General features: G+C 39.8%; 21 protein-coding genes and 5 pseudogenes. 17 read left to right on the top strand and 9 right to left on the bottom strand.

Annotated features, from left to right (window positions below):
- Window positions 1-273 precede the first annotated feature (273 nt).
- From KUH03_RS15780 to KUH03_RS46005, 10 genes and pseudogenes are all read left to right on the top strand, one after another.
- The gene (locus KUH03_RS15780; RefSeq protein ID WP_257097018.1) at window positions 274-513 is read left to right on the top strand and encodes an acyl carrier protein; all 240 of its coding nucleotides are present in this window, start codon (window positions 274-276) and stop codon (window positions 511-513) included.
- Between the two features lie 23 nt (window positions 514-536).
- Window positions 537-1,795 (top strand): annotated as a pseudogene (gene fabF / locus KUH03_RS15775) (beta-ketoacyl-ACP synthase II).
- Window positions 1,796-1,872: 77 nt separating this feature from the next.
- Window positions 1,873-2,612: pseudogene (gene rnc, locus KUH03_RS15770) on the top strand (ribonuclease III).
- 55 nt (window positions 2,613-2,667) lie between these two features.
- Window positions 2,668-4,049: pseudogene (gene hisS / locus KUH03_RS15765) on the top strand (histidine--tRNA ligase).
- Window positions 4,050-4,292: 243 nt separating this feature from the next.
- A complete protein-coding gene (gene pdhA, locus KUH03_RS15760; RefSeq protein ID WP_120261760.1) occupies window positions 4,293-5,288 on the top strand; it encodes a pyruvate dehydrogenase (acetyl-transferring) E1 component subunit alpha in 996 nt (331 codons plus the stop codon).
- A gap of 29 nt (window positions 5,289-5,317) precedes the next feature.
- A pseudogene (locus tag KUH03_RS15755) lies at window positions 5,318-6,947 on the top strand (2-oxo acid dehydrogenase subunit E2).
- 432 nt (window positions 6,948-7,379) lie between these two features.
- The gene (locus KUH03_RS15750) at window positions 7,380-7,763 is read left to right on the top strand and encodes a serine hydrolase (RefSeq protein ID WP_257094652.1); all 384 of its coding nucleotides are present in this window, start codon (window positions 7,380-7,382) and stop codon (window positions 7,761-7,763) included.
- Entirely contained in the window at window positions 7,747-8,094 is a 348-nt protein-coding gene (locus tag KUH03_RS15745; RefSeq protein ID WP_257094650.1) for a serine hydrolase, read from the top strand. The genes KUH03_RS15750 and KUH03_RS15745 overlap by 17 nt, the downstream gene beginning before the upstream one ends.
- The gene (locus KUH03_RS15740) at window positions 8,091-8,399 is read left to right on the top strand and encodes a beta-lactamase family protein (RefSeq protein ID WP_257094648.1); all 309 of its coding nucleotides are present in this window, start codon (window positions 8,091-8,093) and stop codon (window positions 8,397-8,399) included. The genes KUH03_RS15745 and KUH03_RS15740 overlap by 4 nt, the downstream gene beginning before the upstream one ends.
- A gap of 134 nt (window positions 8,400-8,533) precedes the next feature.
- Window positions 8,534-8,710, top strand: a complete 177-nt coding sequence (locus KUH03_RS46005; protein WP_306429602.1) for a CoA-binding protein — start codon at window positions 8,534-8,536, stop codon at window positions 8,708-8,710.
- A gap of 177 nt (window positions 8,711-8,887) precedes the next feature.
- Here the strand turns inward: KUH03_RS46005 and KUH03_RS15730 are convergent, their stop codons facing one another.
- The 9 genes and pseudogenes from KUH03_RS15730 to KUH03_RS15690 all read right to left on the bottom strand — a co-directional run bounded on the left by KUH03_RS15730 (window position 8,888) and on the right by KUH03_RS15690 (window position 15,052).
- Entirely contained in the window at window positions 8,888-10,126 is a 1,239-nt protein-coding gene (locus tag KUH03_RS15730) for an ROK family protein (RefSeq protein ID WP_257094646.1), read from the bottom strand.
- A 162-nt stretch (window positions 10,127-10,288) separates the two neighbouring features.
- Window positions 10,289-10,855: a DUF1080 domain-containing protein gene (locus KUH03_RS15725; protein ID WP_257094644.1), complete on the bottom strand. Its 567-nt coding sequence runs from the start codon at window positions 10,853-10,855 to the stop codon at window positions 10,289-10,291.
- Window positions 10,856-10,883: 28 nt separating this feature from the next.
- Window positions 10,884-11,159: a DUF1080 domain-containing protein gene (locus KUH03_RS15720; protein ID WP_257094642.1), complete on the bottom strand. Its 276-nt coding sequence runs from the start codon at window positions 11,157-11,159 to the stop codon at window positions 10,884-10,886.
- The gene (locus KUH03_RS15715) at window positions 11,045-11,698 is read right to left on the bottom strand and encodes a DUF1080 domain-containing protein (RefSeq protein WP_257094640.1); all 654 of its coding nucleotides are present in this window, start codon (window positions 11,696-11,698) and stop codon (window positions 11,045-11,047) included. Before KUH03_RS15715 ends, KUH03_RS15720 begins: the two co-directional genes overlap by 115 nt.
- Window positions 11,699-11,855: 157 nt before the next feature.
- On the bottom strand, window positions 11,856-12,350 hold the full coding sequence (locus KUH03_RS15710; RefSeq protein WP_257094638.1) for a hypothetical protein: 495 nt from the start codon (window positions 12,348-12,350) through the stop codon (window positions 11,856-11,858).
- The gene (locus KUH03_RS15705) at window positions 12,338-13,273 is read right to left on the bottom strand and encodes a HEAT repeat domain-containing protein (protein WP_257094636.1); all 936 of its coding nucleotides are present in this window, start codon (window positions 13,271-13,273) and stop codon (window positions 12,338-12,340) included. Before KUH03_RS15705 ends, KUH03_RS15710 begins: the two co-directional genes overlap by 13 nt.
- Window positions 13,274-13,365: 92 nt before the next feature.
- A complete protein-coding gene (locus tag KUH03_RS15700) occupies window positions 13,366-13,680 on the bottom strand; it encodes a hypothetical protein (RefSeq protein WP_257094634.1) in 315 nt (104 codons plus the stop codon).
- Between the two features lie 105 nt (window positions 13,681-13,785).
- A pseudogene (locus KUH03_RS15695) lies at window positions 13,786-14,900 on the bottom strand (Gfo/Idh/MocA family oxidoreductase).
- Between the two features lie 26 nt (window positions 14,901-14,926).
- Entirely contained in the window at window positions 14,927-15,052 is a 126-nt protein-coding gene (locus KUH03_RS15690; protein WP_257094632.1) for a twin-arginine translocation signal domain-containing protein, read from the bottom strand.
- A 540-nt stretch (window positions 15,053-15,592) separates the two neighbouring features.
- Between KUH03_RS15690 and KUH03_RS15685 the strand changes: the two genes are divergently transcribed.
- From KUH03_RS15685 to KUH03_RS15655, 7 genes are all read left to right on the top strand, one after another.
- Entirely contained in the window at window positions 15,593-15,979 is a 387-nt protein-coding gene (locus tag KUH03_RS15685; protein WP_257094631.1) for a hypothetical protein, read from the top strand.
- Window positions 15,980-16,194: 215 nt separating this feature from the next.
- On the top strand, window positions 16,195-16,518 hold the full coding sequence (locus tag KUH03_RS15680; protein ID WP_257094630.1) for a hypothetical protein: 324 nt from the start codon (window positions 16,195-16,197) through the stop codon (window positions 16,516-16,518).
- Between the two features lie 163 nt (window positions 16,519-16,681).
- Window positions 16,682-17,176, top strand: a complete 495-nt coding sequence (locus tag KUH03_RS15675) for a hypothetical protein (protein ID WP_257094628.1) — start codon at window positions 16,682-16,684, stop codon at window positions 17,174-17,176.
- Window positions 17,177-17,280: 104 nt separating this feature from the next.
- Complete coding sequence (locus KUH03_RS15670) at window positions 17,281-17,529, top strand: hypothetical protein (protein WP_257094626.1); 249 nt, start codon at window positions 17,281-17,283, stop codon at window positions 17,527-17,529.
- A 279-nt stretch (window positions 17,530-17,808) separates the two neighbouring features.
- Entirely contained in the window at window positions 17,809-18,312 is a 504-nt protein-coding gene (locus KUH03_RS15665; RefSeq protein WP_257094624.1) for a hypothetical protein, read from the top strand.
- A gap of 5 nt (window positions 18,313-18,317) precedes the next feature.
- The gene (locus tag KUH03_RS15660) at window positions 18,318-18,563 is read left to right on the top strand and encodes a glycoside hydrolase family 88 protein (RefSeq protein ID WP_257094622.1); all 246 of its coding nucleotides are present in this window, start codon (window positions 18,318-18,320) and stop codon (window positions 18,561-18,563) included.
- A 181-nt stretch (window positions 18,564-18,744) separates the two neighbouring features.
- On the top strand, window positions 18,745-18,918 hold the full coding sequence (locus KUH03_RS15655; RefSeq protein ID WP_257094620.1) for a hypothetical protein: 174 nt from the start codon (window positions 18,745-18,747) through the stop codon (window positions 18,916-18,918).
- The last annotated feature ends 212 nt before the right edge of the window (window positions 18,919-19,130 follow it).

Below are 19,130 nucleotides of genomic sequence, written 5' to 3'. Positions count from 1 at the left end.
ATATGTCCTTATGCTAACGAAGGTACTAATAATTTTAAGGTGGGAATATACTTTTTGTGTAAAATTTGAGTTAATTAGCTGAGTGTTTGGAATACAAAATAATTTTTGTTATACTTGAACTAAGTTAATATAGAGTGGGTTAGCTAGTATAAGACGCGAATAAGTTCGGTCGCCTAACATGGTGACTTTCATCTAAATATCAATTTAGGTTTGAATTTTGATGAAATTTATTTTTCTTTGCACAGATTTATTAAACAATTAAACTATAAAATCATGTCAGATATCGCTTCAAGAGTAAAAGCAATTATCGTTGAAAAATTAGGTGTAGACGAAAACGAAGTAACACCAGAAGCTTCATTCACTAATGATTTAGGTGCTGATTCACTTGACACTGTTGAGTTGATCATGGAGTTTGAAAAAGAATTCAACGTTGCTATTCCTGATGATCAAGCAGAGACTATTGGTACTGTTGGTCAAGCAATCGCTTATTTAGAAAAAACGTTAACTAACTAATTTAATTAGGCTAATCGTAATAAATGGAGCTTAAAAGAGTAGTAGTAACAGGATTAGGCGCCCTTACACCAATTGGTAATACCGTCTCAGAATACTGGGAGGCGTTAATAAATGGTGTAAGCGGAGCTGCTCCTATTACGCATTTTGATGCGTCAAAATTCAAAACTCAGTTTGCGTGTGAGGTAAAGGGGTTTGATCCACATGATTTCATGGATCGTAAGGAAGCTCGTAAAGTCGATCCTTTTGTACAGTATGCAATTGCGTCTACTGATGAGGCAATTAAAGATGCTGGCTTAGATTTTGAAAAATTAGATACAAATCGTATCGGAGTAATATGGGGCTCAGGAATTGGAGGTCTGACAACTTTTACAGAAGAAGTTGCCAACTTTGCAAAGGGAGATGGAACGCCACGTTTCAATCCTTTCTTTATTCCAAAGATGCTCGTTGATATAGCTCCAGGACATATTTCAATGCGTCATGGCCTTCGCGGTCCTAACTTTTCAGCAGTATCGGCTTGTGCCTCTGCTACCAATGCAATGATTGATGCTTTCAACTATATTCGTATGGGCAAAGCAGATGTGATTGTTACCGGTGGATCAGAAGCTACAGTCAATGAAGCTGGAATTGGTGGATTTAACGCTATGCATGCTTTGTCAACAAGAAATGATGATCCCAAAACAGCTTCCCGTCCTTTTGATAAAGACAGAGATGGTTTTGTTTCGGGTGAAGGTTCAGGTGCCTTGATCTTAGAAAGCTTAGAGCATGCCTTAGCACGTGGTGCAAAAATCTATGCAGAGATTGCAGGTGGTGGAATGAGTGCAGATGCACACCATATCACAGCTTCGCATCCAGAAGGATTGGGCGCTAAACTGGCAATGACAATGGCTGTCAATGATGCGGAGATGGATTTTTCAGATATTGATTACATCAATGTTCATGGAACATCTACACCGGTCGGCGATATCAGTGAAACAAAGGCTATTGTTGACCTGTTTGGTGAACACGCATATAAATTGAATATCAGTTCAACTAAATCAATGACTGGACACCTTTTGGGTGCTGCAGGGCTATAGAAACTATCGCTTCGATCTTGGCTGTGCAAAATGATATTGTCCCACCGACAATCAATCACTTCACAGATGATCCAGAAATTGATAATAAATTGAATTTTACTTTCAACAAGGCGCAAAAACGTACAGTGAATGCGGCGTTGAGTAATACATTTGGATTCGGTGGACACAATGCTACCGTGATTGTAAAAAATATAAAGCTTAATGTTTGATCCTTCAAACATGGTTTGGTAATATGAGCTAGCGACAGGTTCTTTAATTAGAACTTGTCGCCTTATTTTTAGATGAGATGCCTTTTTCAAGGATATACAAGTTATATATTTCGCCGGATCGGGAATATGTTAAGAAACTAAAAAACCTACTAGGTTTTGTTCCCGGAATGTGCATTTGTACAAGATGGCATTTAGACATAAGTCTGTTGCAGTAACAATCAAAGAAGGAGCTAAGAACAGTAATGAACGCCTGGAGTTCTTGGGTGATGCTGTTTTAGGTTCTGTCGTTGCCGAATTGTTGTTCAAGAAATATCCGTATAAAGACGAAGGTTTCCTAACTGAGATGCGTTCCAAAATCGTGAGTCGTGCAAACCTGAACCAACTTTCCAGAAAATTAGGATTCAACGAAATGATACAGTTCGATGCCCGAATGATCAGTTTTCCGAACAAACAAGGATCGTTGTTAGGAGATGCATTTGAAGCGCTAATTGGTGCCGTGTATCTGGACAAAGGCTATGTGTTCACAAAAAGCTTTCTCCTAAACCGTATTATTAAACCACATGTTGATATCCAACTGCTGGAGCAGACTGAGACTAATTTCAAAAGTCGATTGATCGAATGGTGTCAGCATACCGGAAAAGAAATCCTATTTCAACAAACGGATAATCCAGAGGGTGAATCTTCGAAGATGTTTAGTGTCGAAGCTGTTGTAGATGGTGTTGTGTGTGGTCTGGGACGCGATTTTAATAAAAAATCGGCCGAAAAATTAGCAGCGGAAAAAGCCTGCGAATTTCTCAAGATTCTGGAAGTAGAATAAAGGATTTTTATTCTTTAATTTATTTAGTCCCCGCTAAATATTAACTTTGCCGGATATGGCAACAGTAAAACCTTCTTTGGCGAAAGGAACCCGTGATTTTTCGCCTTCCGAAATGATCAAACGTAATTATATTTTTGACACATTGAAAGCTGTGTTTAAAAATATGGTTACAATGAAATACAGACGCCTTCATTTGAGAATTTAACAACCTTAACAGGTAAGTACGGTGATGAAGGTGATAAATTGATCTTTAAGATCCTTAATTCCGGAGACTATTTGACAAAAGCTCCAGATAGTCTACTACAAGATAAAAATTCGAATAAGCTAATTCCTCATATTTCTGAAAAAGCACTAAGATATGATTTGACAGTGCCTTTTGCACGTTACGTTGTGATGCATCAAAATGATATCTCCTTACCATTTAAGCGTTTTCAGGTACAACCAGTCTGGCGTGCGGATCGTCCGCAAAGAGGGCGTTACCGTGAATTTTACCAATGTGATGTTGATGTGGTGGGATCAGAAAGCTTGCTGAATGAAGCTGAATTTATTCTGATTTATCAAGAGGCCTTCGAACGTTTTGGATTGAAAGATTTTAATATTAAAATCAACAACCGGAAGATCCTTTCTGGTATCGCCGAAATTATCGGAAAGCCAGAACTTATTGTCGATATGACTGTCGCCATTGATAAGTTGGATAAAATCGGGTTGGATGGAGTCAATAAAGAATTGTTGGAAAGAGGTTTTACCGAAGCCGATCTAAATCTTTTGAAACCGATTATCTTATTGGAAGGTTCAAATGGGGAGAAACTGGCATCGCTAAAATCTATCTTGGCAGATTCTTCCATTGGTTTAACCGGTATTGCAGAGATTGAAGAGGTCTTTGATTATATTACCAAGTTGAGCGGGGATACGGAGTTATTGAACCGTATTATTGATCTGGATATTACATTGGCGCGAGGTCTCAATTATTATACAGGCTGTATTTTCGAGGTAAAGACAAATGAAGTAGCTATGGGAAGTATTGGAGGCGGTGGCCGCTATGATGACCTTACAGGAATGTTCGGATTGAAGGATCTGACAGGAGTGGGTGTCTCATTCGGTGCTGACCGTATATACGATGTATTGGAAGAATTGAACCTATTCCCAGCAAATAAAGCGGATTCTACTAAGCTATTGATTATCAATTTTGATAAACAACTTGAAACCTATACGCTAGGTTTGCTCAATAAACTTCGCAAAGAAAATATTGCTGTTGAATTGTATGCCGCTCCGGTGAAGCTGAAAAAGCAGATGGGTTATGCCGATGGAAAAGGAATCCCTTACGTGTTGTTGGTTGGAGATGAAGAGGTTTCATCCGGTCAATTATCGCTCAAGGACATGGAAAGTGGAGAGCAGGTGAAGGTTACCGAAAGTGAGCTTATCCAAAAACTGCGCTAGCAAACAATTTGTATAAAATAGATAAAGCCAAATGATTATTAAGTCGTTTGGCTTTTTTATTTTCATAAGTTTTTGATTTATTTGATTGTGCCGTTCATTTATTTGCTGAAAAATGCTATATACTTTAAATCAAATGTCTTAGAAGTGTCTTAAAGTATAAATAAAATTGACTTTTGACCAAGAAAATTCATCCAAAATTATTAGATTTGTAGTCTAGAATTGTAAGAAAATCAAAACTTTGAAATGAGTTCAACACCTATAACAAAAGAGACATATTTGGAGTGGTATAAGTCTATGTTACTTATGCGTAAGTTTGAAGAAAAAGCAGGTCAACTTTACGGACAGCAAAAAATTCGTGGTTTCTGTCACTTGTACATAGGACAAGAGGCAGTAGTCGCTGGAACGATGTCGGTTATTAAACCTGAGGATTCTTTAATCACTGCTTATCGTGATCACGCCCACGCTTTGGCTAAAGGCGTTTCTGCAAATGCTTGTATGGCTGAATTATATGGAAAGATCACTGGTTGTTCAAAAGGTAAAGGAGGCTCAATGCACTTCTTTTCTAAAGAACATAAATTCATGGGTGGCCATGGTATCGTCGGTGGTCAGATTCCTTTAGGTGCTGGTATCGCATTTGCTGAGAAATATCTTGGTACAGATAATGTAAACATCTGTTATATGGGCGATGGAGCTGTACGTCAAGGTGCATTTAACGAAACACTAAACATGGCGATGTTGTGGAAACTCCCAGTTATATTCGTGTGTGAAAACAACGGTTATGCGATGGGTACTTCTGTACAACGTACAACTAACATGCAAGACATTTACAAAATGGGATTAGGTTTTGATATGCCTTCTGCTCCTGTAGATGGAATGGATGTCGTTGCTGTACACAACGCAATGGATGAAGCTGTTCAACGTGCTCGTGCTGGCGAAGGTCCTACATTCTTAGAAATCCGTACTTACCGTTATAAAGGACACTCCATGTCTGACCCTGCGAAATATCGTACGAAAGAGGAACTAGAAGCGTATAAAGACCGCGATCCATTATTGGCTACTAAACATGCTATTTTGGAAAACAAATATGCGGATGATGCTTGGTTTGCTGAGGTTGAGGCTGATGTGAAAAAAGTAGTTGATGAGTCAGTAAAATTTGCGGAAGAATCTCCTTACCCAACTGCAGATGAATTGTACAAAGATGTTTATGTACAACAAGACTATCCATTTATTTTAGATTAATACTCTTTAACTTGATAATATAATACAGAATGGCTGAAGTAGTAAGAATGCCCAAAATGAGCGACACAATGACCGAAGGGTCATCGCAAAATGGCACAAAAATGTTGGTGATAAAGTAAATTCTGGTGATTTAGTAGCTGAAATTGAAACAGATAAAGCTACAATGGACTTTGAGTCTTACCAAGAAGGTACTCTTTTATATATTGGCCCTAAAGAAGGTGAAGCAGTAGCGATCGATGCTGTTATTGCTGTTTTGGGTGAACCTGGTGAAGATTTTCAAGCTTTGCTGAGCGGTGATGCTCCTGCAGCTGAGAAAGCACCAGAAAAAACCGAAGAAAAAAATACAGCGGAAGTTTCTGCTCCAGAATCTTCGGCGAGCACAGTTACAGCTGAGGAATTGGGATGTACTGTGATCACAATGCCATTGTTAAGTGATACCATGAAAGAAGGTGTTATTGCACAATGGAATTTTAAAGTTGGTGACACGATCAAATCTGATGACGCTATCGCTGATGTTGAAACAGATAAAGCGACAATGGAAGTTACAGCTTATGCTGATGGTACATTGTTGTATGTTGGTCTTGAGGCCGGAGAAGCAGCAAAAGTAAATGATATTATTGCTATTGTTGGTCCTGCGGGAACTGATATTACACCTTTATTGAATCAAAAATCTGCTCCTACAAAAGCAGAAACTGCGGAAGCACCTAAGGCTGATTCAGCTCCTACTGCAACTTCTGCTCCAGTAGCATCTGCTACAAATGATGATGCTCGTGTAAAGGCTTCTCCATTAGCACGTAAGATTGCAAAAGATAAAGGCATCAACTTGAACGATATCAAAGGATCAGCAGATGGTGGTCGTATCGTGAAAAAGATGTTGAATCTTTTGTTCCTGCTGCGGCGAAACCTGCTGCAACAGCAGCTGAAGCGGCTCCTGCTACAGAGACAAAAGCAATTACTTTACCTACGTATGTTGGTGAAGAACGTTATACAGAGAAACCTGTCAACCAAATGCGTAAGACAATCGCGCGTCGTTTGGCAGAATCATTGTTTACAGCACCGCATTTCTACTTGACAGTTTCTATCGATATGGATAATGCAATGGTTGCTCGTGCGCAAATCAATGAGATCGCTCCAGTAAAAGTATCATTCAATGATATCGTGGTGAAAGCCGTTGCTGTCGCATTGAAAAAACACCCAGCAGTGAATTCGTCTTGGCTAGGAGATAAAATCCGTTTCAACGAACATACCAACATTGGTGTGGCTATGGCTGTTGAAGATGGCTTGTTAGTTCCTGTAGTACGTTTTGCTGATGGTAAATCATTATCTCACATCTCTGCTGAAGTGAAAGATTTTGCTCAAAAAGCGAAAGCGAAAAAACTACAACCAGCGGATTGGGAAGGATCTACTTTTACAGTTTCCAACCTGGGAATGTTTGGAATAGATGAGTTTACATCTATCATTAACTCTCCTGATGGCGCTATTCTTTCAGTGGGAGCTATCCAAGCTGTTCCGGTTGTGAAAAATGGTGCTGTAGTTCCTGGTAACGTAATGAAAGTAACTTTGGGCTGTGACCACCGTGTGGTAGATGGCGCGACAGGTGCTGCATTCTTACAGACTTTAAAAGCATTGGTAGAAAATCCAGTTAGATTACTAGCATAGATTCCGCAAGCCAATAAAATATTAGCCACTTTAGTAATAAAGTGGCTTTTTTTGTTCTAAAAATTCGTTTTTTTATACTAAAATCTTCATTTTAGCATTATTATCTTTATACACGATTCTTTATTGAAAATCAAAAAGAATACACATTAATCAGAGTAAGAATAGCATGATTGTGATACAGGTATCGTGTAAAAAATGAGGTACAGAATTGGCTTAGTAAACTAGGTAAACATAACACAATATAGAAAATCCAGGAGAAGCAATACGTGAAATTATTTTTTTAAAGGGAATGGCAGCTCTTTTGTTCGTATCTACAATCGCTTGTAGTTCAAAAGAAAAAAACAAAAAGAGGCGGCGATAGCACAAGCAAAAATAGATAGTACAAGACTCATTTACAATCCCCAGGATGCTGATCCAAAGATTGACGCCTTTATGAAAAACTTGCATTCAAAGGCTGCATTCAATGGAAATGTGCTGGTGGCGAAAGATGGAAAAATTCTATATCAAAATACTTTTGGCTGGGCCAATTACCTGAAACGCGATAGCTTGGCAATTGATGATAAGTTTGAGTTGGCTTCCGTCACCAAACCAATAACGGCTGTGGGTGTATTGAAGTTGGTCGAAGCTGGAAAATTACGTCTGGATCAGACGATCAATGATTTTTATCCTGATTTTCCGTACCCCGGTATTACTATTAAAATGCTATTGACCCACCGCTCGGTTTACCTAACTATGTCTATTTTTCGGAAGACCACTGGCCCGATCGAAAAAAGGAATGACGAATCAGGATGTTATGAAAATGCTGACAGAATTTAAACCGAATAGATATGGTGCTCCAGGTGGTCGTTTTTTCTATAATAATTCCAACTTTATGGTTTTAGGAGCTATTATCGAAAAAGTGTCGAAGCAGGATTATGCGACCTATATGAAAGATAGTGTCTTCAATGTTGCAGGTATGACGAATACTGCCGCGTTGTCAAAGGCTGTCTACGATAAGATTCCAACCAACGTTATAGGTCATGATAAAGTATGGCGAAGATCTGTTGTACAGAATTTTCAAGATGGCCCATTGGGAGACAAAGGGGTATACAGTACGGTGCGTGACCTATATCGCTTTGATCTGGCGCTGCGGATGGACGATTATTGAAGCAATCAACCTTGGATTCGGCTTATCGCGGTTACCCTGATGCCAAAAAAGGCATTTTTAGCTACGGCTACGGATGGCGGACATTTGAACATGGTAACGACCATATTGTCTACCATACAGGATGGTGGCACGGTTTTCGTCACATTTATGTACGGGATCTGAAAAGGAATATTGTGATTGTTTTACTTTCCAATATGACAAATGGTAGCTTGGTGAAATTGGATGAACTTTATAAAATTTTGGGGATGCCAGTTTTACGTAAGAATGCCTACAGTACCCATGGCGATTTTATTATTGATGAATAGATCCATGCCCTTGATCGCTGTAAAAAATAGAAGCAGCGTGTTTAAAGGGAAACTACAGGATTAAAACTCCAATACCGATGAAGGCTGTGTAAATGCCTTTGCGCCGTATAGTTGATGAACAAATAAGTATAAGGATGAAAAAGACATTAATCTTAGGTGCGAGTACGAACCCTTCGCGTTATTCAAATAAGGCAGCGAATATGCTCCGTAAGCACGGACATGATATTGTTAACATCGGTTTGAGCGGGGAGAAGTGGCTGGTGCGCCTATCGAGAAGAAAGGTGAGGTGCATAGCGATATTGACACAGTGACCATGTATCTTGGGGAGCAAAATCAAAAGGAGTATTATAACTATATTTTGGCAACGAAACCAAAGCGTATAATCTTTAATCCGGGGCCGAGAATACTGAGTTAGAGCAGATAGCTATGGAGAATGGTATTAAAACTGAAAGAGCCTGTACTCTGGTATTGTTGAGTACAGGTCAGTTTTAGATTTTGGATTTCTGGAGCAATTCAACAGACAAATACTTTGTGATAAAATAGTTTGTCAAACCGATTGTATTACTGTCCAGATTCAAACTGGATACTTTTATATCGCAATGTTCTTTTAATATCGCCATTGTATACGAATTGATTGCCTGTTGTATCGGGATCGTAATTAATTCATTGGCTTTGGCAATTTTGCCTCCAAGTACAATAAGTTCTGGATTGAGCAGCTGGATCAGGGAAGCGAAAGCTTTACCTAGATTGGTTCCCAACTTAGAAATTTGGTTTATAGCAAATTGATCACCTTTATTAGCCGCCTCGATCACATGAGTTGGTGTTAGGTGATCCAGTTCCTCCTTATGTAATTCATTGAGCTTAGTAAGTTCACCTTTTTGGATCTCCTGTTTTGCATTGTTGACTAGAGCAATTCCCGAAGCAACTGTTTCCAGGCAACCTCTTTTCCCACAATAACACAATTCGCCATTATCAATAAAGGGCATATGGCCTACTTCGCCGGAATAACCATCCCGTCCGAGATAAACTTCACCATTGGAAACTATCCCAAGACCTATTCCCCAATCCATTAAAATAATAAGGCTATTTCTCGTGTTTTTGGCCAGACCAAATTTCAGCTCTGCATATGCTGCGCCCTTTACGTCATTGAGTATATAAACAGGTTTGCTATATTTGTTCTCGAAGTACGCCGTAATAGATTGTGATGCGTCATGCAAAAAAGTCTCATTAGTTCCTTCCTCAGCATTGATTAGACCCGGCATGCTAATGATCAGTCCGGTTAAATTTTCCTTATCTACTGATTTTTCTAACAAATATTGATCGATAATCTGTGTAATATCATGAAGATTATCAGCATTGCGTGATAATTCATTGTCCAGTTCTACAGTTTCAGCAACTATATTTTGGTTGTTGTCCATGATGCTCAGTGTAATGGAGAAGCGCTGCAGCTCGATACATAACACCTGAAACAATCCATCACACAGCCGATATAGGTTTGGTTTGCGACCACCGATAGATTCTCCCTTGTCAAATTGACGGACAATGTTATCCTCCAATAATTCAGCAATCAGGCTGTTGACCGTAGGAAGACTTAGGGAGAGATTTTTTACAATGTCGTTTACTGATACAGATCCTAATTCGGCTATTAATTTGATAATTGAAAGTTTATTGAATAGATTTTTCTTTTCAGGTTTACTATCCAATTTTTTGTTAATCAGTAAGTTCACGGCTTTTGTCATAAAACATCATATTTTGAATTAGAATCCTAGAACCTTAATTTAATAAAAGTTTTGGAATCATTCGGTTATTTTTCTCACTTGTCAAACAAGCCGGTTGTTTAGAAAAAAGGGGATAAGATCCCTATCCCCTTTATTTTACACTTCGTAAAACTATTTGAGTTTTTTTACTCGAATGTCTTTGAAGAATACTTCAGTTCCATGTCCCAAGAAACCTAGGTGGCCACTCGTACGTTTTAAACCTGGATGCTCTTTACCATCCAACGTACCATTTTTACTGGCTTCAGCAATATCAGCGTCAACAATGACAGTGCCATTCAAGGTTACCTTAACACGGTTGCCTTTTACATAGATTTCTTCGGAGTTCCACTCACCCAATGGTTTTAAGTAACCTCTTTTAGCTGTTACCACACCGTAGATAGAGCCATGATATTGATAAGGTTTTAAATCTTTATAGACATCGGCATCATTATCAAGAACTTGGATTTCCATGGCTTCATAAGCCGCATCACCTTCTAATGGGGCACGTATCCCGACACCATTGTTAGCTCCTGGCGTCAATTTGAAGTCAAAGCGATAGATAAAATCTGAGTACTCTTCTTTTGTATACAAGTTTCCGCCAAATTTAGCATTAGGGTATACCCAGATATAACCTTCATCATTAATGATATAAGCTTTGTTTTCAGTCCACTTGTCCAGATTTGTTCCGTCAAATAGCACCTCAAAACCATCTTTTTCTCTTGCTCGCTTATTTTGAAGATCTGCTTTCTAGGAATTCCTTGATAAAAAGATCTCGGTAGTAAACAACTGACCCATGAGCTTGGAGTTCGATCTGTTCTGTAGGGAAAATGGATTGATTTCTGTCCCAATAATTTTCAAGTGGAATATTATCGGTTACCAATTGACCGTTTAACCAAACGGTGACTTTATCGTCGACCATTTTGATTTTGAAGGTATTCCATTCACCAGTAGCGTTGTCAGCAACCTTGAGTGGTTTGCTTTCATTTTTTTGGTTGTTGTACAATCCCCTGAGCCTACTTGAGCGCCCACTCTTGTATTGGCGATATCCCAAATTTGTACTTGTGGAGTGCCTCTCAAGTAGATACCAGCATCACCCTCTATACCACCATAGTTCTCCAATTTCCAGTCTACAAGCATCTCGAAATCTCCATATTGTTTTATGGTAGCCAGGTTATCTCCTTTGCCACTAAAAACAATCTCTCCATTCGAGGCTGACCAACCCTTGCGCATGATCTCGTCTGCTTTCGCTTGCTCGGATGCCAGCGTTTTGGCGTTCATTTTACCTCGTTTGATTGGATCGGCGACTAATCCTTTCCAACCGCTAAGGTCCTTACCATTGAAAAGTGATACATAACCTTCTTTTACCGGCATTTCAGAAAGGTAGCGAACAACCGCCTCTTTCAGGTAACCACTTTCGCTACCGGACAGTTTACCGATTACCTGTTCTAGAACTTCTCTGACTTTGCTACCATAGTATTTATTGTCCATGGCAATATTCATGGCTGTATTCGCAGCTGCTTCTCCTAGTTCGGGGTCAGCCATTTTATCCGCAGCAAAAATAAAAGCTTGATAAGTACCTGTTGGTTGAAGAGCTGAAAGTGCAGCCTTCTTCTGTTCTACAGTCTTTGCAACACTAAATGCGTCACGTAATAAAAGTGTTTTTGATCAGCCGTATTAGCCGAAGATGAAATAGACTTGACTAATCCTCTGTAAACCGTATTGAATAGGTTGTCATCTTTTCTGTTCTTGATAAGGATACTAGTTTAGGAAGTGCATTAGCGGATGACCAACTTGACAACGATGTAATGGCTGCAGTCCTTAATTCCAGATTATTATTATTTACGTAATTGCCGACTGCTTGCAACGATTGGTCATCACCAAGTCCAGCAAAAATAGGGAAGTATTTTGCAGCGCTAGGAGCGGCTGATTTTGAAATATTTGCAGCTAATTTTCCTGTTAATCCTTTTGCATTAGGGCTTGATTGAACAACATTGACAACTGCTTTCTGCAATAACGTTGCCGATTTCGGATCAGTGGTATTGTTCAACCTATTGAAAAGTTCTTCAAGATCAGATTCCTGAGCGACATTAGGTAAAGCTTTATTTATAGCTTCCTCTACTGTTGGATTTGTTGTTTTAATCGCTAGAACAGCTTTTGAAGACGCATTATTGGAGCGTTTGCTCAATATATCCAATAACTGAACTTTTTGCTGTCATCAACAGAAGCGAGTGCAGTATTGACATCATTGATCACATTAGCATCCTTTGAAGATAGGATAAGCGCCTTAACAGAATTGTTAAATTCTTGATCCGCATCAAAGGCCTGTATTAGGGTATTGGTCTCTTTTCCTTGTGAAAGTTTGTTGATCGCGCTTAATCCTGCCAATTTTGTCACTGGCGAAGTCGTTTTGCCGACCAAGGCCTGGATTGCGTTTAAACTGCTCGCAGATCCGTTGTGTGCGAGATAGTTTAGGACACTTTCCTGTACCTCTGGTGTCCCCTTACTCGCTAGAGCCAGCAGGCTTTTCGCATCACTACCTTTACCATATTTACCGAGCAATTGCAACGCAAGGTTACGATATGCACCATTATCACTCTTTACAGCAGACAGTAGATTTTTTTGTTGCTTACCTGGATTGATGGCAGCCAATAATTTCAATGAAGCAAATTGTCCGTTGATGGATTTCGCTTTCTGTGATTCCTGGAAGAATTTGTTCAGGAATTTGATGGCATCTTGATCATGCTTATTGTCGATCAACGATTGTGCATAGTCAATACCTAGTCCGACAGCATCAAATTTATCGTAACTATATGCCGCATCGTTCAATTTATTTTGGAATAACGAAGCGGAAGCTGTACCACCAATTTTACTTAATGCGATCAAAGCGGTGCGTTGGAAAGCATCAGAGTTATATTTTTTGGTGAAATCCAAAATAGCGTTTTCCGCATTTGCAACCTTTAAATCGCCTAGTGCTGTAACAATAGCGATTGCAGTTTTTTCAGTCGTTGAAGCTGCTAATGCTTTTTCCAAGGCCGTAGCTGACTCGCTGGTACGAATAGAGACCAAAGTTCTCGCAGCAGCATCAGCTAGATTATCGTTCGTTAAACAATTTGCCACAGCTGGGATTGCGGAGTTATCTGCGCACTGGCGCAGTAAACGTAAAGCGAAAACTTGATTTGTAGGTTCGCTCAGTTGTGCAATGGATTTTGCTAAACCTTCAACAAATACTTTTCTTTGTTGCTCTTTTCCAGGCTGATTGACATAAAAGAATAGCTGTTGGCAGCAAATTCAATTGGAGCATTATTACTTCCGGGAGCTTTTAGGCCTTTAGAAAGCAACGATGTCATCGGAAGTAAATCCTTCCAGCTCGTGCATGGCGAGCAGGAACTTTTTTTTTCCTCTGCGGGTTGCTGAGCCAGCACATCAGCTATTTTGGTAGCTGTGGTTCTATTTTGCGGTTGCTGGGCATATGAGGCGCTCGAGATGAGAAGCAATACAGCCAGCGAATTAAATATCTTTTTCATTGAGATTATTTATCTTTTATCGGCATGAAACTACCATGATTACTGCTATCCATCCAGTGTTCTGAAGTCTTTTTGCGTTCATGGTATTTCATCGGATTATAATTGTTAGATAGACCAAGGACCCCTCATTGGTTGGTGAATTAAACGATTTGCAGCGTCATCATCAATAAATTGCTCATTTTGAGAATCGTATTTTAATGAGCGGTTGAGGCGCAGTGCTGCTAATCCCATATTAACCAATGTACAGGAGCGGTGCCCATTTATTTCATTGAGAGCGAATTTTTCGCGTGTCCGGACGGATTCAAAAAGTCGGTGATTTGTGGTGCAGGCTCAGGGTATTGCGCCAGTTTTCTTTCCAGATCAGGAATATCGGACGCAAATCCTTTATATAATTTACCTTTAGGCCCTTCAATATAAGCCGCTTTTTCATCTTTGGCCTCACCATCTAAAATGATCTGACAGCCATCAGCATAAGTGAACGTAATGCGTCTCCAGGTACCAACGGCATCTGGGTGTTGTTGTGGTGCATCCACATCTACACTCACAGGGCTTTCATTGTCCTTGCCTAAGAAATATTGTACAGGATCCATATAATGTTGGCCCATATCACCTAATCCACCACCATCATAATCCCAATATCCTCTAAAAGTGGTGTGTACGCGATGTTTATTGTAAGGTTTATACGGTGCTGGACCCAGCCAAAATTCGTAATCTAATTCCGCGGGAACTTGTTCTTCCGGTAAGTTTTCTTTTCCTACCCAGTAGAATTTCCAGTCAAATCCTGTATGCTTACTTATCGTTACTTTTAATGGCCAACCCAACATGCCTGTATCTACTAGTTTTTTGATTTTACTAACAGGTACATTCATTCCATAAAAATCATCTTTGAAGCGAAACCAGGTGTTCAGACGGAACATATTTCCGTGTTGTGCAATGGCTTCTTTCACTTTCTTACCTTCACCAATCGTACGCGTCATTGGTTTTTCACACCAGATATCTTTTCCTGCTTTAGCAGCCTCTATGGACATAAGACCATGCCAGTGCGGCGGAGTTGCAATGTGGACAATATCTACTTCTGGAGATTTGATTAATTCTCTAAAATCGTGGTATTCTTTTATGCCGCCACCCAAGTCACTTTGTGCGGCTGCAAGATGGCTTTTGTCAACGTCACAGATGGCAACTGTTTTTGTTCCGGCATAGCCGAAGTGTCCACGGCCCATATTTCCGACGCCGATTACTCCTTTGGTTAGATGATCACTCGAGCAAGATAGCCTTGGCCTCCAAGTACAAAGCGTGGTACAATAGAAAATGCTGCAGCACCTACCACTGATTTTTTAATGAAATCACGCCTTGATGAATTCTGTTCTTTCATGTTGGTTGGATTAGTTGTTTTATAATTGATCCATTTTAGGCTGTTAAAATTAACTGCAATTGGATATTGAACCTAAAAATAGATAAAAACTGATAAATATAAACTGATAACTAAAATTTTATGTATTGTTTCTTCTTGTTTTATGAAAAAATAATAAAAGGATAGCTCTAAATTCATTTCTTTCGTATATAAGGTTCGATTCTATTGTCCCACGCTAGTATTTAGATACAGAATTGTTACATGAACTGTACTGCTTGAATCTCTTATTAAAGCGCATAAATTTTCTAGAATACAATCTAATCCACCTTGTGATAACAGAGTCGCAGTATGTGGCATTTTGAAAGGACAGATCGATTTATTGGTCCTATTTAATACCTGAATAGTATGCCTTAATTTGTATTCATCCAGTGGGTACTCACAAAAACCAGGTATTAGGATACCGGAAAATCGTGAAGCCACTCAATCGTTTTCGTAAAACAAGCTTGATTATGCTTGGAGAATCAAGCATCTTTATGGAGCCTTCAAAAGAAGGAAACCGATATGATGAAACCAAAAACACTATTCATAATTATTTTTGCGACAATCCTACCCGCAATGGGATTTGGGCAATTTAAAGTTACGCCACTCGGAAATACGATATATGAGGGTGTGTTTACAGGGAATGGTCTATTGGGAACGATGACTTACCTATCGGGTAAAAAATCTGTGCGTATTGACATCGGCCGAACGGATGTATATGATCACCGTGCAAACTCGGAGGACAAGTTGTTCGATAAAGCCCGCCTGCAATTGGGGCACTTTGATCTGGACCTGGGGAGTGCAATCGTCCAAAGCAGGGGATATCCATCTAAAGGAGGCTTATGCCATGGCAACTGTTTCGACAGATCAGGGACAGATCAAAGTGAAAACGACAACACTTTCCAATGATAATATTATCTTATTGGAGGTGTCAAAAAAGAGTTTAAGGGAAAGTATACGCTCAATTGGGTGGCCGATTCGGCAATCAGTCCACGCATGAAATTTTCCTATACCCAAAAACCGAAGGCATACCTTGCCAATCCTGCTGGAAAGAATGGACAAGAAGGTCATATAAAATACTATGAACAAGCACTAACAGCGGGTGGGGATATACCACAGCTTATTTGCTTCGATCATCCAAAGAGCTTGACAGGTATGTTATCACAGTTGGCTACAGCCAAGAAGGAAAGGATTTTACAAAAGAAACGCTGGACTATCTCAAAAAAATCGACAATAGGAAAATAGCGCAGGGGCTGGCACAACATCGTCAATGGTGGAAGAACTATTTTATGGCATCTACACTAGAACTGCCTGATCCAATTTATCAAGGTTTCTATGATATGCAATTGTACAAGCTGGCAAGCGCAACCAGATCGGACAAGCCAGCTATGGATCTGCAAGGGCCGTGGACGAGTCCCACTCCTGGCCAGCTTATTGGCTCAACCTAAATATGCAGCTCGCCTATTCACCGACTTTTAAAGCAAATCACCTGGATATCGCTAATTCCTTGATTCAAATGATTGACCAAAATAAGGATAATCTGCGTCTTAATGTTCCGGAACCCTATCGCTACAATAGTATAGCGGTGGGTCGTTCTTCTGCACCGGATTTATGGAGCCCAGTATTATTGCAAAAGGTGTCTCCCTTGAAAAAGCCTCTGATGGTGATAAAGAACTTGGTAACCTTGTGTGGCTACTGCACAGCTACTATCAGTATTATCGGGCAACACTGTCGCGAGATGTATATGATCGTTTATTCCCACTTTTGAAGGAAGCAGTCAACTACCATTTGCATTTGCTGGAGAAAGATCAAAATGGGAAATATGCGATCGCTGTTAAAACCTATTCACCTGAATATTCAAAAGGATTTGCTTATAATACAAACTACGACCTATCAATCCTAACGTGGGGCTTAAAGGCTTTACTGGAACTAGATGACGAACGTGGAGGCAACGATCCACTTCATGCCGTATGGAAGGATGTGCTGGAACATTTGGTTGAATACCCACAAAATAGTGATGGTTTTATGATTGCCAAAGATGTGCCCTATGAGGAGTCACATCGACACTATTCGCATCTGATGATGATTTATCCTTTTATGATGTAAACTGGGATCAAAAGGAAAACAGGGAGCTGATTGAAAAATCTATTGCATATTGGCAGAGTAAAAAGCAATGGCTTCAGGGCTATTCCTTTTCAGGGGCGGCTTCGATGTATGCCATGATGGGACGCGGCGATGCGGCTTTAGCCTCGTTGGATGTTTTATTGAACAAATATGTAAAAGCGAATACTCTCTATGCGGAAAGTGGCCCTGTGATCGAGACGCCGTTGGCCGCCATGGCAAGTATACAGGAGCTCTGTCTGCAATATTGGAATGGGATATTGCGCGTATTCCCAGCTGTTCCGAGCAAATGGAAGGATGTCTCCTTTAACCAGTTTTTAGCGGATGGGGGAATTTGATTTCTGCACAACGTAAAAATGGGAATACAGTAGCCGTTGAAGTTAAAAGCCAATACGGTGGAACATTAAAGCTAAAGCTCGATATGCTTAACCCAATCGTTAAAATACAGGAAAGGGTAAGTATACGAAGCAGGAGGATGGTTTAATCAGATTAGAACTCAATAAGGGAGCTATAGTCGCTATCCGTGAAAGTAAATAACAGCAATATAGATTAAAATAATTAAAGTAAACAACGTATAGAAAGGGAATATAACTAATGAGATTTAGAAAGCAAATTTTATGATTTTATGGGCTGCTCTGGGAACAGGTACTTTGGTCCATGGGCAAACTGTGAAATTGAAACTGTCAAAAGAGTTTGTACAACAGCAACTGGATGCAGCTGCCAAGCAGATTAAAGTCTTGGATAAGGAAACACCGGCAGATAAGTTTCCGAAAACATTTGAAAATGGCAAGGAAGTTTTCTCGTCATCAAGTTGGTGGTGTTCGGGATTCTATCCTGGGACTTTATTCTATTTATATGAAGGAACCAAAGATCCAGATCTACTAAAGAAAGCGGAGGACAAATTAACTTACTTAGAAAAGGAGAAGAATAATAAGGGTACACACGATTTGGGTTTTATGTTGTTCTGTAGTTTTGGAAATGCCCTTCGATTGACTGGAAACACACAACAATATGAACCAGTTTTGACAACAGGAGCAAATTCATTGGCATCGCGTTATAGTCCGAAGACAAAACTATCCGTTCCTGGGATCACGGGTCCTGGGATTATCCCGTCATTATAGACAATATGATGAACCTGGAGTTTTTAACACAGGTCTCTAAAATAACCGGAGATAAAAAGTATTATGATATTGCAGTCACCCATGCTGAAACAACATTAAAAAACCATTTTCGGAAAGATTATAGTTCTTACCATGTGATCGACTATGATAAGAATACAGGTAAAGTTCGCGCTAAGAAGACACATCAAGGTGCATCTGATGAGTCAGCCTGGTCACGGGACAGGGTTGGGCCTTATATGGCTATACCATGATGTACCGTGAAACAAAGAAAAAGGAGTTTTTAAAGCAGGCACAGCAGATAGCGAAATACATTCTTGATAATCCAGATTTGCCTTCAGATCTAATTCCATACTGGGATTTTGATAAAGATAAGATCGCTGCAACTGATAAGATGTACCCCAATAAAGATTTAAGGACGTCTCCGCTGCGGCTTTGTATGCCTCGGCCTTACTGGAACTTTCGCAATACAGCAAAGGCGACGAATCTGCACTTTACTTTGATAAAGCGGAGACAATGATCAAAAATCTATCCCAAGCACCTTATTTGGCTGCTTATGGTCAAAACGGTGGCTATATTCTTCAGCATAGTGTAGGGCGCTTCCTTTAAATTCGGAGATTGATGTACCATTGACCTATGCGGACTACTATTATGTAGAAGCATTGATCCGTTATAAAAGACTCTTGGATGGCCAACCACTGATTAAAGAAATCGCGAAGTAAACACTGTAAAGATCCCAAGATAAAGATGACAAAGGCGCCCATTTAAGCGCCTTTGTTAGTTTTAAATTTATTACTGTCCTACTACAGTCTCTTTTCAAA

This window comes from Sphingobacterium sp. E70, from assembly GCF_019285695.1.
GTDB classification, from domain to species: domain Bacteria; phylum Bacteroidota; class Bacteroidia; order Sphingobacteriales; family Sphingobacteriaceae; genus Sphingobacterium; species Sphingobacterium detergens.
This window is presented reverse-complemented; position numbering and strand designations above follow the sequence as displayed.